This window comes from Pseudomonas syringae (genome assembly GCF_021606685.1).
Lineage (GTDB): Bacteria > Pseudomonadota > Gammaproteobacteria > Pseudomonadales > Pseudomonadaceae > Aquipseudomonas > Aquipseudomonas syringae_R.
On the sequence record NZ_WKCB01000016.1, the window covers coordinates 18253 to 39985 of the forward strand.

17 protein-coding genes are annotated in these 21733 nt (G+C 61.7%); 6 read left to right on the plus strand and 11 right to left on the minus strand.

Translation table 11 applies throughout. From position 1 onward, the window contains the following. Positions 1-111: 111 nt before the first annotated feature. The gene (rmuC, locus tag GIW02_RS09070) at positions 112-1476 is read left to right on the plus strand and encodes a DNA recombination protein RmuC (protein ID WP_236412178.1); all 1365 of its coding nucleotides are present in this window, start codon (positions 112-114) and stop codon (positions 1474-1476) included. A 136-nt stretch (positions 1477-1612) separates the two neighbouring features. Here the strand turns inward: rmuC and GIW02_RS09075 are convergent, their stop codons facing one another. The 3 genes from GIW02_RS09075 to GIW02_RS09085 form a co-directional block, all read right to left on the minus strand. Beyond that, positions 1613-5083 carry a PAS domain-containing hybrid sensor histidine kinase/response regulator gene (locus GIW02_RS09075; RefSeq protein WP_236412145.1) on the minus strand — a complete coding sequence of 1157 codons (3471 nt, stop codon included), beginning with the start codon at positions 5081-5083 and terminating at the stop codon, positions 1613-1615. Between the two features lie 119 nt (positions 5084-5202). Beyond that, positions 5203-5586: a YbaN family protein gene (locus tag GIW02_RS09080; protein WP_236412150.1), complete on the minus strand. Its 384-nt coding sequence runs from the start codon at positions 5584-5586 to the stop codon at positions 5203-5205. Between the two features lie 20 nt (positions 5587-5606). Beyond that, entirely contained in the window at positions 5607-6194 is a 588-nt protein-coding gene (locus tag GIW02_RS09085) for a YecA family protein (protein ID WP_236412152.1), read from the minus strand. A gap of 275 nt (positions 6195-6469) precedes the next feature. Here GIW02_RS09085 and recQ point away from each other — a divergent pair, with 275 nt between their 5' ends. Then, positions 6470-8599: a DNA helicase RecQ gene (recQ, locus tag GIW02_RS09090; RefSeq protein ID WP_236412155.1), complete on the plus strand. Its 2130-nt coding sequence runs from the start codon at positions 6470-6472 to the stop codon at positions 8597-8599. Positions 8600-8720: 121 nt separating this feature from the next. Beyond that, a complete protein-coding gene (locus GIW02_RS09095; RefSeq protein ID WP_236412156.1) occupies positions 8721-9155 on the plus strand; it encodes a MarR family transcriptional regulator in 435 nt (144 codons plus the stop codon). 114 nt (positions 9156-9269) lie between these two features. On the opposite strand, the gene GIW02_RS09100 is transcribed toward GIW02_RS09095, so the two are convergent. After that, entirely contained in the window at positions 9270-11453 is a 2184-nt protein-coding gene (locus GIW02_RS09100; RefSeq protein ID WP_236412158.1) for a patatin-like phospholipase family protein, read from the minus strand. A gap of 84 nt (positions 11454-11537) precedes the next feature. Here GIW02_RS09100 and GIW02_RS09105 point away from each other — a divergent pair, with 84 nt between their 5' ends. Next, positions 11538-11825, plus strand: coding sequence for a SelT/SelW/SelH family protein (locus GIW02_RS09105; RefSeq protein WP_236412160.1), 288 nt, complete (start codon positions 11538-11540; stop codon positions 11823-11825). 41 nt (positions 11826-11866) lie between these two features. On the opposite strand, the gene GIW02_RS09110 is transcribed toward GIW02_RS09105, so the two are convergent. From GIW02_RS09110 to GIW02_RS09120, 3 genes are all read right to left on the minus strand, one after another. Beyond that, the gene (locus tag GIW02_RS09110) at positions 11867-12148 is read right to left on the minus strand and encodes a hypothetical protein (protein ID WP_236412162.1); all 282 of its coding nucleotides are present in this window, start codon (positions 12146-12148) and stop codon (positions 11867-11869) included. Between the two features lie 127 nt (positions 12149-12275). After that, complete coding sequence (locus GIW02_RS09115) at positions 12276-13160, minus strand: DMT family transporter (RefSeq protein WP_236412164.1); 885 nt, start codon at positions 13158-13160, stop codon at positions 12276-12278. 100 nt (positions 13161-13260) lie between these two features. Next, positions 13261-14010 (minus strand): AraC family transcriptional regulator, encoded by a 750-nt coding sequence (locus GIW02_RS09120; RefSeq protein WP_236412166.1) that lies wholly within the window; start codon positions 14008-14010, stop codon positions 13261-13263. Between the two features lie 150 nt (positions 14011-14160). Here GIW02_RS09120 and GIW02_RS09125 point away from each other — a divergent pair, with 150 nt between their 5' ends. Continuing rightward, a complete protein-coding gene (locus GIW02_RS09125) occupies positions 14161-14970 on the plus strand; it encodes a UDP-2,3-diacylglucosamine diphosphatase (protein WP_236412167.1) in 810 nt (269 codons plus the stop codon). A 123-nt stretch (positions 14971-15093) separates the two neighbouring features. On the opposite strand, the gene GIW02_RS09130 is transcribed toward GIW02_RS09125, so the two are convergent. The 3 genes from GIW02_RS09130 to phhA all read right to left on the minus strand — a co-directional run bounded on the left by GIW02_RS09130 (position 15094) and on the right by phhA (position 17534). Continuing rightward, positions 15094-16287 (minus strand): amino acid aminotransferase, encoded by a 1194-nt coding sequence (locus GIW02_RS09130; protein ID WP_236412168.1) that lies wholly within the window; start codon positions 16285-16287, stop codon positions 15094-15096. Then, a complete protein-coding gene (locus GIW02_RS09135) occupies positions 16287-16643 on the minus strand; it encodes a 4a-hydroxytetrahydrobiopterin dehydratase (protein WP_010208721.1) in 357 nt (118 codons plus the stop codon). Before GIW02_RS09135 ends, GIW02_RS09130 begins: the two co-directional genes overlap by 1 nt. A gap of 99 nt (positions 16644-16742) precedes the next feature. Then, entirely contained in the window at positions 16743-17534 is a 792-nt protein-coding gene (gene phhA, locus GIW02_RS09140) for a phenylalanine 4-monooxygenase (RefSeq protein WP_236412169.1), read from the minus strand. A gap of 257 nt (positions 17535-17791) precedes the next feature. Here phhA and GIW02_RS09145 point away from each other — a divergent pair, with 257 nt between their 5' ends. Continuing rightward, on the plus strand, positions 17792-19348 hold the full coding sequence (locus GIW02_RS09145; protein WP_236412170.1) for a sigma-54-dependent transcriptional regulator: 1557 nt from the start codon (positions 17792-17794) through the stop codon (positions 19346-19348). 91 nt (positions 19349-19439) lie between these two features. On the opposite strand, the gene GIW02_RS09150 is transcribed toward GIW02_RS09145, so the two are convergent. Further along, positions 19440-21491 (minus strand): dermonecrotic toxin domain-containing protein, encoded by a 2052-nt coding sequence (locus tag GIW02_RS09150; protein WP_236412172.1) that lies wholly within the window; start codon positions 21489-21491, stop codon positions 19440-19442. Between the last annotated feature and the right edge of the window lie 242 nt (positions 21492-21733).

Consider the following 21733-nt stretch of genomic DNA (forward strand, 5'->3'; position numbering starts at 1 on the left):
GTTTTTGACTGGACCAGTATTGCCTTGGGGCTTGCGGGCGCTGCAGTGCCTTTATTGGCGCTGTGCTGGCAACTCCAGCGGCGGCTGACGGCGCGCACGACCGGCTGGGAACTGCTCGAAGAGCGCCTGGCCACCGCGCAATTAGCCCAAGAGGGCCTCGCCGCCCAACTGGATGCCAGTCGCGATGAAATCAGCGACCTGAGCCAGGCCAATGCCGCCAAGCAAGCCGACCTGGCCGCGGTGCGCCGCGAAGTCGAGTTGCTGCAGATCGACCGCGACAACGCCCGCGACGCCGCCCACGCGTGGAACCTCGACCGCAGCGCCAAGGAAACCGAACTGCGCCGTCTGGACGCGCTGTCGGCCGCTTTGCGCGCCGAGCTGCGTGAGCAACAGGACAGCCATCAACAGCGCCTCACCGACCTGCAAGGCTCACGGGATGAGCTGCGTGCACAGTTTGCCGAGTTGGCCGGCAAGATCTTTGACGAGCGCGAGCAGCGGTTCGCCGAAACCAGCCAGGAGCGTCTGGGCCAGTTGCTCGACCCGTTGAAGGAGCGTATCCAATCCTTCGAAAAGCGCGTGGAAGAAAGCTATCAGAATGAGGCGCGCGAGCGTTTTTCGCTGGCCAAGGAGCTTGAGCGCCTGCAGCAACTGAACCTGCGTCTGTCAGACGAAGCCACCAACCTGACCCGTGCCCTCAAGGGGCAGAAAACCCAGGGCAACTGGGGTGAGTTGATCCTTGAGCGTGTGCTTGAACACGCAGGCCTGGAGAAGGGTCGCGAGTATCAGACCCAGGTCAGCCTCAAAGGCCCGGACGGCGAGCGCTTCCAGCCGGATGTGTTGATCATGTTGCCCGGCGACAAACAAGTGGTGGTGGACTCCAAAGTCAGCCTGACCGCGTATCAACAATACGTCGCAGCAGATGACGAAGTGATCGGCCAGGCGGCCCTGAAGCAGCATGTGCTGTCGCTGCGCAACCACGTCAAAGGCTTGGCGGGTAAGGATTACAAACGTCTCGAGGGCCTGCACAGCCTGGATTTCGTGTTGCTCTTCGTGCCGATCGAGGCCGCGTTTTCCGCCGCATTGCAGGCCGAGCCCAACCTGTTCCAGGAAGCCTTTGACCGCCATATCGTCATCGTCAGCCCCACCACGTTGTTGGCCACCTTGCGCGTGATCGACAGCCTGTGGAAGCAAGAGCGCCAAAGCCAGAACGCCCGTGAAATCGCCGAGCGCGCCGGTTGGCTGTACGACAAATTCGTGTTGTTCATCCAGGACCTGGATGAAGTGGGCAACCGTTTGCAGCAGTTGGATAAGGCTTACAGCGCGGCGCGAAATAAACTGACAGATGGACGCGGAAATCTGGTCAGCCGTACCGAGCAATTAAAGTTGCTCGGCGCCCGGGCGAGTAAAAGCCTGCCGGCGGATCTGCTGGAGCGGGCAATGACGGATTCAGATGGTGTAGCGCACGTCCCTGAGTAAACGCAAAACCAATGTGGGAGGGGCGGTGCGACGATTCGACTTGCCCCGATAGCAGTGGTTCAGTCCCCTAATCTGTAACTGACCCACCGCCATCGGGAGCAAGCCCCCTCCCACATTTATACGGTGTACATCCTTGTCATAGCGGCAGATGCCGACTCAACAACGCCCGCAACGCCGCCGGCTTCACCGGCTTGGCCAGGTAATCGAGCCCCGCCGCATGCACCTCGGCCACCATCTCCGGGCGGCCGTCGGCGCTGATGACCACGCCGGGAATCGGCTCGGCCAATTGCGCGCGTAACCAGCCCATCAATTCAGTACCGGTTTCGCCGTGGTCCAGGTGGTAGTCCACCAGCACCAGTTGCGGGCGCACACCCTCGGCCAGCAGCGCCGCGCATTGCGCCTGGTCGGTGGCAGTCCACACCTCGCAGCCCCAGCGCGTCAGCAAGCTGCGCATGCCAATCAGGATGCTCTCTTCGTTATCCACGCACAGCACCTGGGCGCCACTCAAAGCCAGGCCGCTTTCCTGGGCCACTTTGAGCTGCGGGCTCGCCTGGTTGCGTGCCAACGGCACACGCACGCTGAACACGCTGCCTTTGCCCGGCCAGGAGCGCACGCTCAAGCGGTGGCCCAGCACGCGGCACAGGCCATCGGCAATCGCCAGGCCGAGCCCGAGGCCTTTTTCGGCACGGGTTTGGTGGCTGTCCAGGCGCTTGAACTCTTCGAAGATCACCTTCTGTTTATCCTGCGGGATGCCGGGGCCTCGGTCCCACACCTCCAGGCACAGCTCGCCCTTGCGCCTGCGCACACCAAGCAGCACCGGGCCGTCGGCATAACGGAAGGCATTAGTCAGAAAATTCTGCAAAATCCGCCGCAGCAACTTGATGTCACTGTCTACCCGCAAGCGACTGCCACGCAGGCGAAAGCGCAACCCTTGTTCCTGCGCCAGCGCCTTGAACTCGGCACCCAGGGTGTCGAACAGCTCGTTGAGCACAAACGGTTGGCGCTGCGGGTTGATCTTGCCGTTTTCCAGGCGCGAGATATCCAGCAAGTCGCTGATCAGGTCTTCGGCCGAACGCAGCGAGCTGTCCAAGTGCTGCACCAGTTGGCGCGCCTCGCTGGACAGGCCGTCATGTTGGTGCGAGAGGGCGGCGGAGAAGAGGCGTGCGGCGTTCAAGGGCTGCATCAAGTCGTGGCTGACCGCGGCCAGGAAACGGGTTTTCGACTGGCTGGCGGACTCGGCCACGCCCTTGGCGTCGGTGAGCGCCACGTTGAGTTGCGACAGTTCATGGGTACGCTCGGTCACCCGTTGTTCCAGGCCTTCGTTGGCCTCGGTGAGGGCCTGCTCGGCCTCGCGGAACGCGGTAATGTCGGTGAAACTCATGACGAAGCCGCCGCCGGGCATCGGGTTGCCGATCAGCTCGATCACCCGCCCGTTCGGAAACAAACGTTCGGACGTGTGCGCGCGGCCCTGGCGCATCCAATGCAGGCGGCGCGCCACATGCACCTCGGCTTCGCCCGGGCCGCACAGGCCGCGTTCGGCGTTGTAGCGAATAATGTCGGCAATCGGCCGGCCCACGCTGATCAGCCCATCGGGGTAGTTGAACAGCTCCAGGTAGCGTCGGTTCCAGGCCACCAGCTTGAGGGATTGGTCGACCACGCTGATGCCCTGGGTGATGTTCTCGATGGCGCCTTGCAGCAATGCGCGGTTGAACTGCAGCACCTCCGACGCTTCGTCGGCAATCCGTACGACGTCCTCCAGCTGCATTTCCCGCCCTTCGATGGCGGCTTTCACCACGGCCCGGGTGGAAGACGCGCCGAGCACACCGGCCAGCAGTCGTTCGGTATGAGCGATCCAGTCGTTATCGGCGTTCTGGTTGGGGTTGAAGCCCTTGCCCTGGCGATAGGCGAAGCGGATAAAACTTTGCTGGGCACGTTCATCGCCCACAAACCGCGCGGCCAGGCTCAGCAAGTCGCTGATCTGCACCGACAGCATCGAGCGGGCGCTGGCGCGCTGGCTGATTTCCTGGCCAATAAAACGCCCGGCTTGCCAGTGTTCCGACACGCGCGTGCGCGAGAGCATCGACACCCACACAAACAGCGTGAAGTTACCCGCCAGGGAGACCACGGTGCCCAGGGTCAATGAAGTGACGGACAAACCCAGCGGGTGCGAATGCATCCACGTCAGCCCGGGGAAAAGGCTGAGGGACCACCCCAGGCTTTTCGCCGTCACCGGTAGGACCAAGGTGTAGAACCACAGGAAAGTACCGGCTGCCAAACCGGCAAACACACCGCGCCGGTTCGCCTGTTTCCAATACAGCGCGCCGAGCATGGCCGGCGCCAGTTGGGTCACGGCGGCGAAGGCGATCTGGCCGATGGTCGCCAGGCTCGCGCTGGAGCCGAGCAAGCGGTAACTGACGTACGCCAGCAACAGAATGATCACGATGCTGACCCGGCGCACCGACAGCATCCAGTGGCGGAACACTTCGAACGGCCGCTCGGCACTGGAGCGACGCAGCAGCCAGGGCAGCAACATGTCGTTGGAAACCATGGTCGACAAGGCGATGCTCGCCACGATCACCATGCCGGTGGCCGCCGACGCACCGCCGATAAACGCCAGCACGGCCAGGGCCGGGTGGGCTTCGGCCAGGGGCAGGCTGATTACGTAGGAGTCTGGCAGCACCGAGCCGGGCAAGAGCATTTTGCCGCCCAAGGCGATCGGTACTACAAACAGGGCGGCGAGTACCAGGTAGGCCGGGAACACCCATTTGGCCAGGCGCAGGTCCTGCGGGTCGATATTTTCCACCACGGTGACGTGAAATTGTCGGGGCAGGCAGATGATCGCCATCATCGCCACACCGGTCTGCACCACCATCGACGGCCAGTTCACGGTTTCTTTCCAGAATTCCTCCAGGCGGGGCGCGAGCATCGCCTGGCTGAACAGGTCGCCGAAACCGTCATACAGGCCGAAGGTCACGAATGCGCCCACCGCCAGAAAGGCGAACAGCTTGACCAACGACTCAAAGGCAATCGCCAGCACCATGCCGCGATGGTGCTCTGTGGCGTCGAGGTTGCGCGTACCGAACACAATGGTGAACAACGCCAGCACCAGCGACACGATCAGCGCAGTGTCCTGCGCGCGGGTGCCCGTGGTGTCGGCGCCGGCACCGATCAACAGGTTCACGCCCAGCACGATGCCTTTGAGTTGCAGGGCGATATAGGGCAGCACGCCGACCAGGCAGATCAGTGCGACCACGACGGCCAGGGACTGGGATTTACCGTAGCGTGCGGCGATGAAGTCAGCGATGGAGGTGATGTTTTCCTGCTTGCTGATCAGAATCATCTTTTGCAGGACCCACGGCGCCAGCACCAGCAGCAGCACGGGGCCTAGGTAGATCGGTAAAAACGCCCACAACTGTTCGGCGGCCTGGCCTACGGCGCCGAAGAATGTCCAACTGGTGCAGTACACGGCCAGCGACAGGCTATACACCCACGCGCGCACCCGCGGCGGTAATGGCGCACGACGACGATCACCGTAGAAGGCGATGGCAAACATAATGGCCATATAGGCCAGGGCAACGGCGGCGATCAGCCCGCTGGACAACGTCATGGTAACTCCGAGCATAAGAACACCCGGGCATTCCAGGCCCGGCGGGACAGTCTCGCATGATGCCTGGGGTTAGTCAGTGTCGACCAAGGTAGTGTGGGATCTAATGTCGCAGGGCGCATTCAGCGCGGGGGCAGGGTTTTTTGACGCAGGATGTAAATTGTCACCAGCACGGCGCTGGTCAGCATGAACCCGCGTGCCCATGGCAACGGCACCAGGTAGCAGGAAAAGCCGATGCTCAGCCACATCAGGCCAACTGCGTAGACCTTGCCCTTGAGTGGGATGCCATTGCCGTCCAGGTAGTCGCGGACCCAGGGGCCCAGGCGCGGGTGTTCCACCAACCAGTGGTAGAAGCGTGGCGAGCTTCGCGCGAAGCAGGCGGCGGCGAGCAATAGAAAGGGGGTGGTCGGCAACACCGGCAGGAAGATGCCGATGACCCCCAACGCTACGCTGAGCCAGCCGATGGCCAGCAGCGCGTAGCGCAGGAGCAGCGAACGATTGCCCATGGGTGTCACGGGCAAAGGACTCAGTGGTGACGTGGCTTGAGGATCGCCGGTTTTTCGTCAGGGGCGTTGCACAACAGGTACAGGGCGGTCAGGGCTTCCGGGATCTGTACGATCATGTCGTCCATCAGGTTGGCGTCGGCGGCGATGTCGGCGAATTCCGGCTGGTCGTCGAACAGGCCCGAGCCGACCATGATCGGCAGCAGCATTTCGCTGACTTCTTCCTCGGCGGTTTCGAACCAGGCGGCTTCACGCAGGAACACGCCTTCCATGAAGCCGATGCACCAGCCGCGCAGGTCGGAGTCATCCGGCTCTTCGCCGAGGTCCAGGTCGCACGGCAGCTCGAACTCTTCGTCGGAAGCCAGCTGGCGACCGATGTGAGCCTTGAGGGCCAACAGGGTGGATTCGATTTCTTCGCGTTGGGCGGCGTCGGCGTAGTGAGGCTCTTCGGCAAACAGCGCGTCGATCCATTCACGGTCGGGTACGACCTCGGCGCAGATCGACAGGGCGGTCAGGTAGCCGTGGGCGGCCACATAGTCCAGCGCCTCGTCATGCAGCTCATCGGCGTCGAGGAAGGCTTGCAGGCGGGTTAGTTGCTCAGCGAAGGACATTGAAGGACTACCTTGGGAATAAACGATGCTGAATTCTAGGCTTTCTTGAGCGCCCAGGCCAGCCACACTGCATATTTGCCAGGTTTTAGATAGCGGTCGCTGTTCGTCAGTGGCGCCCTTTGCCGGGGATCGCTCGGGTATACTGCCGCGTTTTGTGATGCCCTTGCAGGCCAAGCGACAGCCCGCGAAAACTTCGCTTACGGATTATTTCCCGTGAGATCGGCGTTTTTCGGCCAGCCTGTACAGAGGATTTCGGCACTATTTTGGAGTTTTACATGCTCGAGCAGGCTCAACGCGTCCTCAAGGACATCTTCGGCTACGACAGTTTTCGTGGCCGCCAGGGTGCGATCATTGAGCGCGTGGCCAGTGGCGGTGACGCCCTGGTATTGATGCCTACCGGTGGTGGCAAGTCATTGTGCTTCCAGGTGCCTGCCCTGCTGCGCAATGGCCTGGCCGTGGTGGTGTCGCCGCTGATTGCCTTGATGGATGACCAGGTCGCCACCCTTGAAGAACTCGGCGTGGCTGCCGCGTCCTTGAACTCCACCCTCAGCGCCGAGCAACAGCGCGACCTCGCCGCACGGATCAAGCGTGGCGAAGTGAAAATGCTCTACCTGGCCCCGGAGCGCCTGGTGCAGCCGCGCATGCTGGCCTTCCTGCAGAGCCTGGAAATTGCCCTGTTCGCCATTGACGAGGCGCACTGCGTTTCGCAATGGGGTCACGATTTCCGTCGCGAATACCTGCAATTGGGGCAACTGGCCGAACTGTTCCCTGACGTGCCGCGTATCGCCCTGACCGCCACCGCCGACAAACGCACCCGCGAAGAAATCGTCGAGCGCCTGCACTTGCAGAACGCCGAGCGCTTCCTGTCGAGCTTCGACCGGCCGAATATTTTCTACCGCATCGTGCCCAAGGAGCAGCCGCGCAAGCAGTTGTTGGCGTTCCTGTCCGAACGGCGCAGCGATGCGGGCATCGTGTATTGCCTGTCGCGTAAAAAGGTTGATGAAGTCGCCGCGTTCCTCTGTGAGCAGGGCTACCCGGCGCTGCCTTACCACGCTGGCCTGCCCAACGAAACGCGCTCTGCCCACCAGAAGCGCTTCCTCAACGAGGAAGGCCTGATCATGGTGGCGACCATTGCGTTCGGCATGGGCATCGACAAGTCCAACGTGCGTTTCGTGGCCCACATGGATTTGCCCAAGTCCCTCGAAGCGTATTACCAGGAAACCGGCCGTGCCGGTCGTGACGGCCTGCCGGCGGATGCCTGGATGGTCTACGGCCTGCAAGACGTGGTGATGCTCAAGCAGATGCTGCAAAATTCCGAGGGTGATGAGCGCCACAAGCGTCTGGAGCAGCACAAACTCGACGCGATGCTTTCGCTGTGCGAAGAAACCCGCTGCCGCCGTCAGACGCTGCTGGCGTATTTCGACGAAGACATGCCCGAACCGTGCGGCCACTGCGACAACTGTACCGATGGCGTGCAGACCTGGGACGCCACCGAGCCGGCGCGCCAGGCGTTGTCGACCATTTACCGAACCGGCCAGCGCTACGGCGTGGGGCACTTGGTGGACGTGCTGCTGGGCAAGGACAACGAAAAGGTGCGCAGCTTTGGCCACGAAAAACTCTCGGTCTACGGCGTCGGCAAGGCCCGCGCCGAGGGCGAGTGGCGTTCGCTGTTCCGGCAGATGGTCGCGCGCAACCTCGTCGACATCGACATTGAAGGCTACGGCGGCCTGCGCCTGAACGACAGTTGCCGGCCATTGCTCAAGGGCGAGGTGAGCCTGGAACTGCGCCGCGACCTCAAGCCGCAGACCACCGCCAAAAGCAGCAGTACCAGCCCGGCCAGCCAACTGGTGCGTGGCGAAGAGCGCGAGCAGTGGGAAGCCTTGCGCACCCTGCGGCGCAAACTGGCGCAGGAGCACAGCGTGCCGCCCTACGTCATCTTCCCCGACTCTACCCTGTTGGAGATGCTGCGCGAGCAGCCCACCAGCATGGCAGAGATGGCGCGGGTCAGCGGTGTGGGCGCGCGCAAGCTGGAGCGTTATGGCCAGGCGTTCCTCGAAGTGCTCGGCGGTCAGGCCGAAGCGCCCAAGGAGGTCGCCGATATTCGCCACGAACTGATCAGCCTGGCACGTGCCGGTATGACCCCGGTCCAGATCGCTGGCCAGCTGCAATGCTCGGAAAAGAACGTGTACACGCTGTTGGCCGAATCCATCGGCAAGCAGCAGCTGTCGTTGGAGCAGGCGCTTGATTTGCCGGAAGACCTGCTGGGTGAAATCCAGGACGCATTCCTCGACGGAGAAGGCGAATTGCCACCGGTTTCGGAGATTGCACCGCTGTTTACCGGGCGGGTTCCTGAGGGCGTTTTGTACTGCGTGCGGGCCGCTTTGCAGTCTGAATTCGAAATTTAGTGTGCCAATTACGACAATGTAACGAATCAGTACATAGCAACTCTTGCCTACTGGCAGGGCGCATGCTTAGCTGACTAATAATTAGCCACACTTTATTTTCAGTCTAAACCATGAGTTTTTTATGCCGTTAACCGATCAACACCGTTTTGGCATGCAGCTGGCGCAAATGTCCCGAGGTTGGCGCGCCGAGCTGGACCGCCGTTTGGCGGGGCTGGGCCTGTCCCAAGCGCGCTGGCTGGTGCTGCTGCACCTGGCGCGTTTTGAAGAGCCGCCGACCCAACGGGAGCTGGCGCAGAGCGTCGGAGTCGAAGGCCCGACGCTCGCGCGGTTGCTCGACAGCCTGGAAGGCCAGGGTTTGGTGCAACGCCAGGCCGTGGTCGAAGATCGTCGCGCCAAACGTATCCTGCTGTGTGACACCGCTCGCCCGTTGATCGAGCAGATTGAAACCATCGCCACCGCGCTTCGCCATGAGCTGTTTGTGGGCGTGGATGAAGCAGACCTGCGCGTGTGCATGCGCGTGCACGGGCACATCCTGGCGAACCTGGAAAAGTCCTGACCTCAGGTGCACCGACAATCAAAAGTGTGGGAGGGGGCTTGCCCCCGATGGCGGTATGTCAGTTGAAATTTTCTTCACTGATACACCGTCATCGGGAGCAAGGCCCCTCCCACATTAGAAGGTCTGGCCGAGGTTCAGATACACCGCCTTCTGATTATCATCGTTGAACCCATAGCTGAAGTTCAGTGGCCCCAACGGTGTATCGAAGCCCAGGAAAATACTCGCCGCGTTGATATAGCCGCTGTCGAATTCATTGTCGTTGTTCCACGCTCGACCGCGTTCCAGCGAGGCGCCCAGGTACAACGGGAAGTCCAGTGGCAGGTACGAGCGAGGCGTCAGCCGGCGGTAGTACACCGCGCGCATCAAGCTGATGTTCTGCCCCGAGATTGCATCCTGGCGAAAGCCCGACAGCTGCCGCGCGCCGCCCAGCAGGAAGCTGGAAATCACCACGTCCGAATCATCCAGGGTGCGTCCATAGCGACCGCCCAGCACCAGGGTGTCCGGACCGTGGCTCATGGCTTTGTCCAGCTTGAACTCCCATTGACGGTAGCGCTGGTCCGAGCCCAGCCCCGGTTCGAATTCGCGATAGGCCAGGCCGATGTCCTCACCGGAGTGGGGGAAGTACACGTTGTCCAGCGAGTCGAAGGAGTACTTGAGTTCATAGAAGCCTTCGCTGAAGCTCACGCTGGGCAAGCTTCGGTCGCCGATGCGCACGTCTGCCTTGCCCCAGGCTTCGCCGACGCCGAAACGGATCTCGCCGCTGTTGCCGATCTGGCGCCCCACGTTCAGGCCGAAACCGTAGCGTTCCAGGCGGTATTCGGAGATCGGGTCGTTGTCGAGAATCAGCTCCACATTCTGTGCCTGTGCACTCAGGTACGGCGCGACGAAGTAGCGCGAGCCGGTGTCCATCGGCTGGTAGAACTCGCTGTACAGCTCCTGGCGATCACCGATCTGCACGCGCGTCAGCCATTCGGCACCGAGGCGGTTGATGCCGTTCATGCGGTAGCTGGCGCCCAGGTTGAAGGCGCTGTCGCCGCGCATGTCGTCCGACAGGCTCAGCCCCAGGCGCAGGTAGTCAGTGCCGCTGCGCTTGCCGCGCGCGCTGATCACCAGGGTGTTGTCCTGGCCTTTCTTGATCACGCGGTACTGCACTTGCTCGAAGTAATCCAGGCCGTACAGGGTGCCCATGTCCGTTTGCAGGCGACCCAGGTTGAGCGGTTCGCCCAAGGGCTGGCGAATGTAGTAGCGGATCACGTCGTCGCTGACTTTGGAGTCGTTTTCCACGTCGATGCCGGTGATCACCGGGGTGCGTTCACCCGGTGTGCGCGCGGCCACCAGCTGCGGGTCGATCGGCTGGGCAGGGCGCAGGTGGGCCAGGCGGGTATCCAGGGCGCGGGTGGCGCGGTAGCCGGCGTCGATCATCTCCTCGGCGCGGCCGAAGTCGGTCACGCCATAGGCGGCCAGGGACGGCTGGATCAGCACATCCTTGGGCCGCAGGGCCTTGAGTTGTTCCTCGGAGTTGCGGCGGGTCATCAGTGTGATGGACTGGTTGAGTACGTCGACCACCGTGGCCAGTTGCTTGCGCGAACGCAACGGGGTGCCGATGTCGACCACGATCGCGATATCCACGCCCATCTCCCGCGCAACGTCCAATGGGATGTTGTCGGTCATGCCGCCGTCCACCAATAACCGACCGTCCAGCTCCACCGGGGCGAACACCGCCGGGATCGACATGCTGGCGCGGATCACCTGCGGCAGGTGGCCTTTGCGAAACACCACTTTTTCGCCGGTGGTGATATCGGTGGCCACGGCGCGAAACGGGATGGGCAGCTTGTCGAAATTACGCGTGTTGCTGCTGTGGGCGAACATGCTTTCCAGCAGCAGCGCCAGGTTCTGGCCCTGGATCACGCCCAGTGGCAGCCCGAGGCTGCCATCATCGCGGAAGCTGAGTTTCTGCTTGACCAGGAAGTCGCGGTCATCCTGCTTGCGTCGAAATGGCACGTCTTCGCGCGGCGGCGCATCGGAGAGGGCCTGTTGCCAGTCGATATTGAGCGCCAGCTTTTCCAGCTCGTCGATCTTGTATCCCGAGGCATACAGCCCGCCGATCACCGCGCCCATGCTGGTGCCGGCGATCGCGTCGATCTGGATGCCCTGTTCCTCGAGCGCCTTGAGCACGCCGATATGGGCCAAGCCACGGGCGGCACCACCGGACAGCACCAGGCCGATTTTCGGGCGTGGGCTTTCGATGGCGTGGGCGAGGAGGGGGAGTACAAGCAGGAGCAGCAGCAGGCGACGCATGATGAATCTCGAGGCTGGGCGATAAAGGCCGGTATTATAGCCGCTCGATCCTCCGAGCCCGTTACGCCAGGAACCTCTCAAATTATGTCGCTGATCAAACCCGAGATCGTCATCACCTATTGCACCCAGTGCCAATGGCTGCTGCGCGCCGCGTGGCTGGCGCAGGAGTTGCTGAGTACGTTTGCCGATGACCTGGCCAAAGTCTCGCTGGAGCCCGCTACCGGCGGCGCGTTTCGCATCACCTGCGATGGCGTACAGATCTGGGAACGCAAGGCAGATGGCGGTTTTCCCGAAGCCAAAGTACTCAAGCAGCGCGTGCGGGACCGGATCGACCCGCAACGCGACCTAGGGCACAACGACCGTACGCCGTGAAGGTCACTGCCACGCAAGGGCATTGACCGCGCAGAGCAGCGTTACCGGGTGGCCATTTTATGCTTGATGAAGCCGACGATCAGCGTGAGCAGCAACCCGCCGACCCCGCCGCCGACAATGTTGCTGCCGACCACGGCGACATCCAGGGCTTCGACGCCGGCGGTGCCCGTCAGTGCGGAGACGATTTGGCCCAGAACCAGCCCGCCCACCCCGCCGATCAGGGTGTTGAGCCCGGTGCCCAGGCTGTATTTGGTCATGCCGGCGACGTTACCGCCGACGGTGCCGCTGATGATCTGAACCAGCAAGCTGATGAGCATTTCCATGGTAAAGCCCCTGCATAGCGTTAATGGGTGACCACTCGCCTGCAGCAACTTCAAGGATTCTGGCTGTCGTCGAGGGGTATTTATCCGTTGAACGACGACAGACTGTTGCGGATGCACAAAGTATAGATCACGCCGCAGGAGCGGGCTGTTTAGCCTGGCTGGCGCCGCCCATCAACCCGGAAAGCACGATGGCGACGATGATCAGCGCGCCGCCCAGCAGCATGCGCAATGTGGGGGTTTCGGCAAACAGCAGCCACGCGACGGTGATGCCGTAGACCGGCTCCATGGCAAACACCACCGAGGCGGTGCGCGCCTTGATTACCGCGAGGCTGGCAACAAACAGGCTGTGGGCAAGGCCTGTGCAGAATACGCCGAGCAGCCCGATCCATAACCAGTCCAGGGCGCGAACCTCTGCCAGCCCCGGCGCGGCCACCGGCAGCAGGCACGCCGCAACCACCACGTTCTGACACAGTGCGGCCTGCACTGCCGGAATCCGCCCGGAACTGGCGCGGTTGTTCAGCGACAGCAACGAGAACAGCAGCCCCGAGGCGATCCCCCAGAGCAGGCCGCCGGTGGCTTCGCTGGCGAGGTTGAAGTCCGGGGTGACCAGCACCAGGCCGACGCTGACCAGCGCCACCAGCACCACTTCGTTGGCGCGGATGCGTTCGCGGAAGATCAGCCCTTCGAGGATCACGGTAAACGCCGGGAACGCAGTAAAGCCCAAGGTCGCCACGGCCACGCCGGCGACTTTGACCGCGATGAAGAAGGTCACCCAGTGCGCGGCCAGCAGCACGCCGCTGACCAGCAGGCGGCGCCAGTCGCGCAGTTCGAGTTTTTTCCAGGAGGTGTTGCTGGCAAACCGCGCGAATACCGCCAGGGCAATCACCGCAAACACGGCGCGCCCGAACACGATAATCGACGGCGAGGCCGCCGCCAGTTTGCCGAATACGCCGGTGAGGCCAAACATCAATGCGCCGATATGCAGGGCGCCCAGGGCTGAACGGGGAGTCATTGCGATCCTTAACCAACGGGAGTGACAGGTTCGCAGTCTAGTGGGTTGCAGGTCTGGGTGTCTGTCGCGCGGCTCGCGATTTATAGCGCAGGACTCTTGCTCAGGCGCGGCGGCGCAACGCCCCGGGGGCCGCGCCGAACTCGCGCAGCATCGCCGCGGCAAACGCACTTTGCGACGCATAGCCGACGCGCTCGGCGACCTCGCCGATCGGCAGCGGGGTTTCGCGCAGTAACGTCAGGGCCATCTGCAGGCGACGGCTGCGGATGTAGTCCATCGGCGTCTGCCCGCATTCGGCGACGAAACGTGCGTGCAGGCGAGCCACGGAGAGGTCGGCGATACGCGCAAGGTCGGCGACTTGCAGTGGGTGGGCCACGTGCCGTTCGATATGCGCATTGAACGCGGCATAGGGCAGGCGCCGCCCCGGCAGCGGCTGCGCCAGCGGGTGGTTGAGGCTGGCCAGTAGCAGGACTGCGCCTTGCTGGGCAATCAGCGGGTCATTCACCGGGCTGTGCGCCAGCCATTGCACCAGTTGGTTTTGCCGCGAATCGAGGGCCAGGCGTGCGGGTTGATCGAGCAGCCGGCGGCTGGCATCGGCATGTTCGCCCAACGACTGCAGCACCCAGTGCTCGGTGGGCACATCCAGCACCAGGCAGCGGCTGCCGTCGCGGCTGCCACACGCATGGTGGGCGCAGAAGGGCAGCACCATTACGCTGCTTTCGCGCACCTGGCTGCCACGGCCGTCAACTTCCAGGTCCAGGTGCCCCGACAGGCCAAACACCAACTGCGCATGGTCATGGCTGTGGGCGATGGGCGCTTCGAGGTAGTGGCGTAGTGTGAGGGAGGGGCTCATTGCGGTCTCCGGGGCAGCAGGCTCCTGAACAGTCGCGCCAGTCTACAACGCTTGGCGCTCGGCAGGTGCTGTCATCAGACTGACGCACGACTGTCATGGGCTATTAATCGCCCAGGCGCAAGCTCGCGAAAACACCGTCGAGGGACGCCCATGACCAGTGCCGAATTCACCAAGCCCAGCCGCAAGCAACGGGTGCGTACCCTGTGGATCTCCGATGTGCACCTGGGCACTCGGGATTGCCAGGCCGAACATTTGTCGCAGTTCCTCAAGGGTTATCACGCCGACAAGGTGTACCTGGTGGGCGACATTATTGACGGTTGGAAAATGCGCGGCGGCATGTACTGGCCCCAGGCGCACACCAACGTGATCCGGCGCCTGCTGACCATGGCCAAACGTGGCACCGAGGTGATCTACGTCACCGGCAACCATGACGAATTCCTGCGTCGCTACTCCAAGCTGATCCTGGGCAATATCCAACTGGTGGACGAGGCCGTGCATGTCACCGCCGATGGCCGTCATCTGCTGGTGATCCACGGCGACCAGTTTGACGTGATTACTCGCTACCACCGCTGGCTGGCGTTCCTGGGTGATTCGGCCTACGAGTTCACCCTCACGCTGAACCGCTGGCTCAACCACTGGCGTGCACGGTATGGCTACGGTTATTGGTCGCTGTCGGCGTACCTCAAGCACAAGGTCAAAACCGCTGTGAGTTTTATCAGCGATTTTGAAGAAGCCATCGCCCACGAAGTGACCAAGCGCGAGCTGCATGGGGTGGTGTGCGGGCACATCCACCATGCTGAAATCCGCAAGGTGGGCGAGGTGGATTACCTCAACTGCGGGGATTGGGTGGAGTCGTGCACGGCGCTGATCGAGCACTGGGATGGCAGCATCCAGCTGTATCGGTTGGCGGATGCGCAGGCCAAAGAGGCGCAGCTCAAGGCAGAAATGGTCGCGGGTTAGCGGTCAACTCAGTCCAAAGGTAGGAGGGGGCTTGCTCCCGATAGCAGTGAATCAGTCAGCACAGCTGTTGCTGAAAGACCGCTATCGGGAGCAAGCCCCCTCCCACATTTAGTTCCGGTTTATTCAGTGGGAGACGTCGGCGATGGCTTGGGCCAGCAGCGTCAAACGCGTGGCATCAATACCCGCCACGTTAGCCCGCCCTGAACTGACCATGTACACGCTGTGTTTCTCCCGCAGTTGCTTGACCTGCTCGGCACTCAGGCCGGTGTAGGAAAACATCCCGCGCTGCGCCCCGATATGTGCAAACCGCTCCGACAGGCCATGGGGTGCCAATGCTTCCACCAGCCCGGAACGCAGCTGCGCGATCCGCGCGCGCATGGCTTCGACCTCGTCGCTCCAGAGCTTTTTCAGCTCGGCATCGCCCAGGATGGTCGCCACCACCGCCGCACCATGATCCGGCGGCGTCGACCACAGGTTGCGGGCGGTATTCGCCAGTTGGCTGCGCACATCCGTCAGCTTCTCGGCATCCGCCGCGCACACGATCAGTGCGCCGACGCGGTCGCGGTACAGGCCAAAGTTTTTCGAGCAGGAGCTGGTGATCAGCACTTCCGGCAGCTCGGCGGCAAACAGCCGTACCGCCCAGGCGTCCTGCTCCAGACCGTCGCCAAAGCCCTGGTAGGCGAAGTCGATCAGGGGCAGCAACTGGCGCTCGCGCACGATCTGCAGCACCTGGCGCCAGTCGTCCTGGGACAGGTCGAAACCGGTCGGGTTATGGCAGCAGGCGTGCAGCAGCACGACGTCGCCCTGGGGCACCGCGGCCAGCGTTGCCAGCATTGCCGCCACGTCCAGGCGGTTATCCGCACCTACGTAGGGGTAGTGGCTGACCTTGAGCCCGGCCTTGGCAAAGATGCTTTCGTGGATCGGCCAGGTCGGGTTGCTCAGCCACACGCCGCGACCGGGCAGGCTCTGGGCGATAAAGTCGGCGCTCAGGCGCAGCGCGCCGGTGCCGCCCGGGGTTTGTGTGGCGCCGGCACGGCGCTCGCGGATGAGAGCGGAGCCAGCGCCCAGCACCAATTCACTGATCAGCGTGCCGAAGGCTGCACCGCCGTGGCCGCCGATGTAGGTTTTGGTGGCCTGGGTGTCCACCAGGCGCTGCTCGGCGAGTTTTACCGAGTGCGGAATCGGCGTCAGGCCCTGGTCGTCTTTATAGACGCCCACGCCCAGGTCGAATTTGTTCGGGTTGGCGTCCTGGGCATACAGGTCCATCAGGCCGAGGATGGGGTCGCCGGGCACGCGGCCAATGGCATCGAAATGCATTACTTGCGGCCCTCGGCGTCCTTGGCCACTTCGTCGGTGCGGGCGGCCATGATGAAGTCATTGCGGTGCAGGCCCTTGATGGAGTGGCTCCACCAGGTCACGGTGACTTTGCCCCACTCGGTGAGCAGGCCCGGGTGATGGCCTTCGGCTTCGGAGATTTCACCCATGGCGTTGGTAAACGCCAGGGCGAACTTGAAGTTCTTGAACAGGAAAACCTTTTCCAGTTGCATCACGCCGTCGCGCACTTCGATGTTCCAGTCGGGGATCTGCTTGAGCAGTACCGGCAGTTCTTCGTCGCTGACTTGCGGGGCATCGGCGCGGCAGGCTTCGCAATGGGCTTGGTTCAAGGTGGTCATGTGGGGTGTCCTGAATTCGAATGAGTGAAGATCAGTGGGCGTTACCCTAAAGCAACGCGGGGCCAGGGAACAGACTCACCTGGCCTCAAGATGTAAGGCTCAAGCCGCCTTTGGCTTGGGTGGGAATTTCGGCGCATGCAGACCCAACTGCATGCCCCGCTCAACCATGCCCATGATGTCTTCCTGCGCCACTTCAAACAGACGCTTGAGCTCAGGCAGCACGAAGTACAGGGGTTGCAGGATGTCGATGCGATAGGGCGTGCGCATCGCTTCCAGCGGGTCGAAGGCCTGGTGTTGTGGTTCGGAAGACAGGCTGTACACCGTCTCCTTGGGCGACGACAGAATGCCGCCACCGTAGATGCGCAGGCCTTGGGGCGTGTCCACCAGGCCGAACTCGATGGTCATCCAGTACAGGCGCGCCAGGTACACGCGTTGCTCCTTGGTGGCCGCCAGACCAAGCTTGCCGTAGGTGTGGGTGAATTCGGCAAACCAGGGGTTGGTCAGCAGCGGGCAGTGGCCGAAGATCTCGTGGAAGATATCCGGCTCCTGCAGGTAGTCCAGTTCTTCACGGGTGCGAATAAAGGTCGCCACCGGAAACTGCTTGTTGGCGAGCAATTCAAAAAAGGTCTGGAAGGGGATCAGTGCCGGCACCCGGGCAACTTGCCATCCGGTGGTCGCGGCCAGCACCTCGTTGATCTCGCCCAATTGCGGGATGCGGTCCAGGGGCAGGCCGAGCTTGTCGATGCCGTCCAGGTATTCCTGGCAGGCGCGACCCTCGATCACTTTCAGCTGGCGTGTGATCAGGGTGTTCCACACCGCGTGTTCTTCTGGCGGGTAGTGGATAAAACCTTGCGCATCGGGCTCGCGGGCCACGTACTGCGTCTGCTTCATACGGATCTCCTGCTAGGCATTCGTTCTTGTTATGTCCTGCGTTGCCCTTATAGATACTCCGGTGCGCTTGCGATTCCATCCGCGCGTAGTGCTGATACGTAGGAAAAATTACCGAATTTCGTAAAGTTTTCGTTACGTATCGCCAGGCGCTGGCGACGATGGGGTGTAAAAAGCCGTTGGACTGTCACATAATCTTGACGACTATCTGCGACCAGCGGCAAAAAGACGCGGCGCCTTACTACCTTTCGGGCCTCTTCATGCGTATCAAAGTGCACTGCCAGAACCGCATCGGCATCCTGCGGGACATCCTCAACCTGCTGGTGGAATACGGCGTCAACGTCGCCAAGGGTGAGGTCGGCGGGGAACATGGCAATGCGATCTACCTGTTTTGCCCGAACCTGGTGAACATGCAGTTCCAGGCGCTGCGCCCGCAGTTCGAGGCGATTGCCGGGGTGTTCGGGGTTAAAAGGGTAGGGCTGATGCCCAGCGAGCGGCGGCATATGGAGCTTAACGCGCTGCTCGGCGCCCTGGAGTTTCCGGTGCTGTCGATCGACATGGGCGGCTCGATCGTGGCGGCCAACCGTGCGGCGGCGCAGTTGCTTGGGGTGCGGGTGGATGAGGTGCCGGGGATTCCACTCTCGCGCTACGCCGAGGATTTCGACCTGCCGGAGCTGGTGCGCGCGAGTAAGTCGCGAATCAACGGCTTGCGGGTCAAGGTCAAGGGCGATGTGTTCCTGGCCGATATCGCGCCGCTGCAATCCTCCGAGCACGACGACAGCGAGGCCATGGCCGGCGCCGTCTTGACCCTGCACCGCGCCGACCGCGTGGGGGAGCGCATCTACAACGTGCGCAAACAGGAGCTGCGTGGGTTCGACAGTATTTTCCAGAGCTCCAAGGTCATGGCTGCCGTAGTCCGCGAAGCCCGGCGCATGGCGCCGCTGGATGCGCCGCTATTAATAGAAGGCGAAACCGGCACCGGCAAGGAACTGCTGGCGCGCGCCTGCCACTTGGCCAGCCCGCGTGGGCAATCGCCGCTGATGGCACTTAATTGCGCAGGCTTGCCCGAGTCGATGGCCGAGACCGAGTTGTTCGGTTATGGCCCCGGCGCGTTTGAAGGCGCGCGGGCCGAAGGCAAGCTCGGGCTGCTGGAGCTGACAGCGGGCGGTACCTTGTTTCTGGATGGCGTCGGCGAAATGAGCGCGCGCTTGCAGGTGAAGTTACTGCGCTTTTTGCAGGACGGTTGCTTTCGCAGGGTCGGCAGTGATGAAGAGGTGTATCTGGACGTGCGGGTGATCTGCGCCACTCAGGTAGATTTGTCCGAACTCTGCGCCCGTGGCGAATTCCGCCAGGACCTCTACCACCGTCTCAACGTGCTGTCGCTGCATATCCCGCCGCTGCGCGAATGCCTCGACGGCCTTGCGCCATTGGTCGATCACTTTCTCGACCAGGCCAGCCGCCAGATCGGCTGCCCGCTGCCCAAGCTGGCACCGGCGGCGATGGACCGCCTCAGCCATTATCACTGGCCGGGCAATGTACGGCAGTTGGAAAACGTGCTGTTTCAGGCGGTGTCACTGTGTGAGGGCGGCACGGTCAAGGCCGAGCATATTCGCCTGCCGGACTACGGCGTACGGCAACCGTTGGGGGACTTCTCCCTGGACGGCGGGCTGGAGGAAATTGTCGGGCGCTTCGAGAAGGCGGTGCTGGAGCAGTTGTATGGCGAACATTCGAGCAGTCGGCTGTTGGGCAAGCGGTTGGGGGTTTCCCACACGACCATCGCCAATAAACTGCGCGACTACAATATCGCCAAGGGTTAGCGCTAACCGGCGTGCTCCTTTGCTTGTTTCCAATGCGTACCCTTAATGAAGGGTACGCATCCAGTGACCCGCAGCTAAACGTGGCGGATGGTTAAGGTGCTTTTGGCCCTCGGTTCGCCGCGAAGGAAGTCAGAGGTTTTATTTCGAACAGCATGGTTTCCAGCGTGTCACGTGTGGCTTGCAGGGCGTTGAGTTCGGCCGGGACAGGCGCCTTTTCAACTGCTCTGGTTGCTTTGGCAAGGTTGTCTTGCAGTTCGACTACCTTATCGTTTGGCAGGTTAGGGCTTTTTTTATGATAAAGCGTGTTGGCGATCTGGTATCTGTTTCTGGCTTCCTGTGCGGTGGACGTTGCTCTGCCATAGCTCGCGTCTGCCTTGAGGTATGCGTCGTTGATCTTGGTGAATAACTTATCAATGGTGCCCTGGGAGTTGTTCTCCAGTATCGCGCGTTGTCGGTTGGCACCGATTGCAACGGGCGAGTTTGACAAGCCTTTACTGCTGGGGAGCAGTTCGCCGCTCTGCCAGCCTGCGCGTTGACGTTGCAGCGCGGCAATTGCGTTGTTCGCATCATGGGTGACGAAGAGCTGTTTGGGGGTTTTCTTCAAGACGTTATGCACGCTGACGATCTTTTGCTCGATGGACGCCACATGTTTATCAATGCGTAATTGACTGGCGCTTGCGGGTTTTGGGGCACCCAGCGGTTTCACCCGGGCGCCGCCCGAGGGGCCTTTAGGCAGTGGGGTTGTGCCGGTGTTCCTGATGCCCTTGGCCACTTTGAACACCCCGCGGCCCACCAATGGAAGGGCATTCAGCGCACCAAACGTAATACGTTGTGCGGCTCCGGGCTTGCCGTCCCGGGCATCCTTGATGCCTTCGCCCACTTCGATCGCGCCATGAGTGGCAAGCGCCACTGTGGCAAATACGCCGATTGGTCCTGGAATAAAGGTGGCGGCAATGGCGCCCATGGACAGTAGCCCGTTGCCCAGCGTTTTTGCCGCATCCACAAGCAGGCCTTCCGTGACTTGCTTGTTACTGACGAACTGTTCACTGATGTCGTTAAGACGATGTTCACCCCAGCGGCGGCCGGACTCATGGAAGGGATCGCCGTCGTGACGCACCCCACGCACTATCGACTGATCCTGACGGGATTCTGTCCAGTCATTGGGGCCAAAGCGGCGGTAACCATCGCCGACATTGGTCATGACCCTTTTGACTTCGTCTTGATCCGCCAGTTGGAAATGTTCAAGGAAGGCGTCCTTGGTGCCGGCTAGAGAAAACTGCTTTCTCAACCAGTCATGCATCTTGCCGGGGTTCTCGAACGGATGGATGGGCGAAGAGTTGCCTGGCAGGTACAGCAGGGTGCGCGAGGTGTTTTTGTCTACGGCGTAGAAGATGTCGGTGGATGGGCGGCCGTTCAGCGTCAAGAATTTGGTTTCCACCTGGGGGTCGAGGCGGTGGTCATAGATATCATCGAAAAGCGCGAGCTGGTCTCTGGGTTTATTGCCGGCTCCCGCCACTCGTCTGGCGAGTTCCAGGTCGTCATCGTCCAGGCTGCGTTCATCGTGTTGGGTTTCGGCGGCATTGACGAACGCTATTTTCGAAAGGTTCTTGCGAGCTAACTCACCTTTATCTATCTCTGCGCTCAGGTAGGCACGGTACGGCACGCTATAAGAGGTGTTCCATACCTCCTGTTGGAAGTCTTTTACCGAGACCGGGATGCGGTTGGAGGTGTCGTAGTTGCCGGGTGATGCCGCCGCAGGCTCAGTATAGATACCTTGGTAAAAGCGGGTTTTCTGATCGCGCGTCGTATCAAACTGTCTTTCGAGCGCAGGGCCTTTGGTGATGTCGATTTGCGCCTGGGTTTTCAAGGTGACTTCAGGGTCGTACTGCTCATCGCCTCGGAGTACATCCACAAGGTCTGTTTTGTCGGTGTGTTGCAGGTTTTTTTGCGCGACCTCGGTCAGTGACTGTTTGCTGATGACTTGGGCGGGATAAGGCGGTGTATGCCCGTGTTTGTTATAGGCGAAAGTGACCACGAACGTTTTGTCTGGATCAACATCACGTCCAAACTTTTCCTTGAATTGTTTTTTGACGATTTCGGCGGTGAGTTGATCGGCTGATTTCGGCGGCACGGCGTGGCTCAATACGTACTCATCCAGCTGCTGGTTACCCGCAAGGCCTCTAGGCTGGGCTCCTTCAGAGGCCAGGATCTGGCCTGTGCCGGTAGTTTGAGTGAGCGACGTCTGGGGTGGGGATAACTGGTTACCCGTGTTCGCCGGTAAGTGAGCGTGCTGCGTGGTGCTCCTGGGTGTGATCATCCTGATACTCCTGTCTGCTTGGGTTTTACCCTTGAGTAACGCCATCGCTGAACCGGGTTCCCACCCAA

Bases quoted from the DNA above. Each gene is read 5' to 3' on its own strand.
- GIW02_RS09075 (WP_236412145.1), bottom strand. From the start codon at position 5,083: ATGACGTTGTCCAGCGGGCTGATCGCCGCCGTTGCCCTGGCCTATATG.
- GIW02_RS09080 (WP_236412150.1), bottom strand. From the start codon at position 5,586: ATGGGCAATCGTTCGCTGCTCCTGCGCTACGCGCTGCTGGCCATCGGC.
- GIW02_RS09085 (WP_236412152.1), bottom strand. From the start codon at position 6,194: ATGTCCTTCGCTGAGCAACTAACCCGCCTGCAAGCCTTCCTCGACGCC.
- recQ (WP_236412155.1), top strand. From the start codon at position 6,470: ATGCTCGAGCAGGCTCAACGCGTCCTCAAGGACATCTTCGGCTACGAC.
- GIW02_RS09095 (WP_236412156.1), top strand. From the start codon at position 8,721: ATGCCGTTAACCGATCAACACCGTTTTGGCATGCAGCTGGCGCAAATG.
- GIW02_RS09100 (WP_236412158.1), bottom strand. From the start codon at position 11,453: ATGCGTCGCCTGCTGCTGCTCCTGCTTGTACTCCCCCTCCTCGCCCAC.
- GIW02_RS09105 (WP_236412160.1), top strand. From the start codon at position 11,538: ATGTCGCTGATCAAACCCGAGATCGTCATCACCTATTGCACCCAGTGC.
- GIW02_RS09110 (WP_236412162.1), bottom strand. From the start codon at position 12,148: ATGGAAATGCTCATCAGCTTGCTGGTTCAGATCATCAGCGGCACCGTC.
- GIW02_RS09115 (WP_236412164.1), bottom strand. From the start codon at position 13,160: ATGACTCCCCGTTCAGCCCTGGGCGCCCTGCATATCGGCGCATTGATG.
- GIW02_RS09120 (WP_236412166.1), bottom strand. From the start codon at position 14,010: ATGAGCCCCTCCCTCACACTACGCCACTACCTCGAAGCGCCCATCGCC.
- GIW02_RS09125 (WP_236412167.1), top strand. From the start codon at position 14,161: ATGACCAGTGCCGAATTCACCAAGCCCAGCCGCAAGCAACGGGTGCGT.
- GIW02_RS09130 (WP_236412168.1), bottom strand. From the start codon at position 16,287: ATGCATTTCGATGCCATTGGCCGCGTGCCCGGCGACCCCATCCTCGGC.
- GIW02_RS09135 (WP_010208721.1), bottom strand. From the start codon at position 16,643: ATGACCACCTTGAACCAAGCCCATTGCGAAGCCTGCCGCGCCGATGCC.
- phhA (WP_236412169.1), bottom strand. From the start codon at position 17,534: ATGAAGCAGACGCAGTACGTGGCCCGCGAGCCCGATGCGCAAGGTTTT.
- GIW02_RS09145 (WP_236412170.1), top strand. From the start codon at position 17,792: ATGCGTATCAAAGTGCACTGCCAGAACCGCATCGGCATCCTGCGGGAC.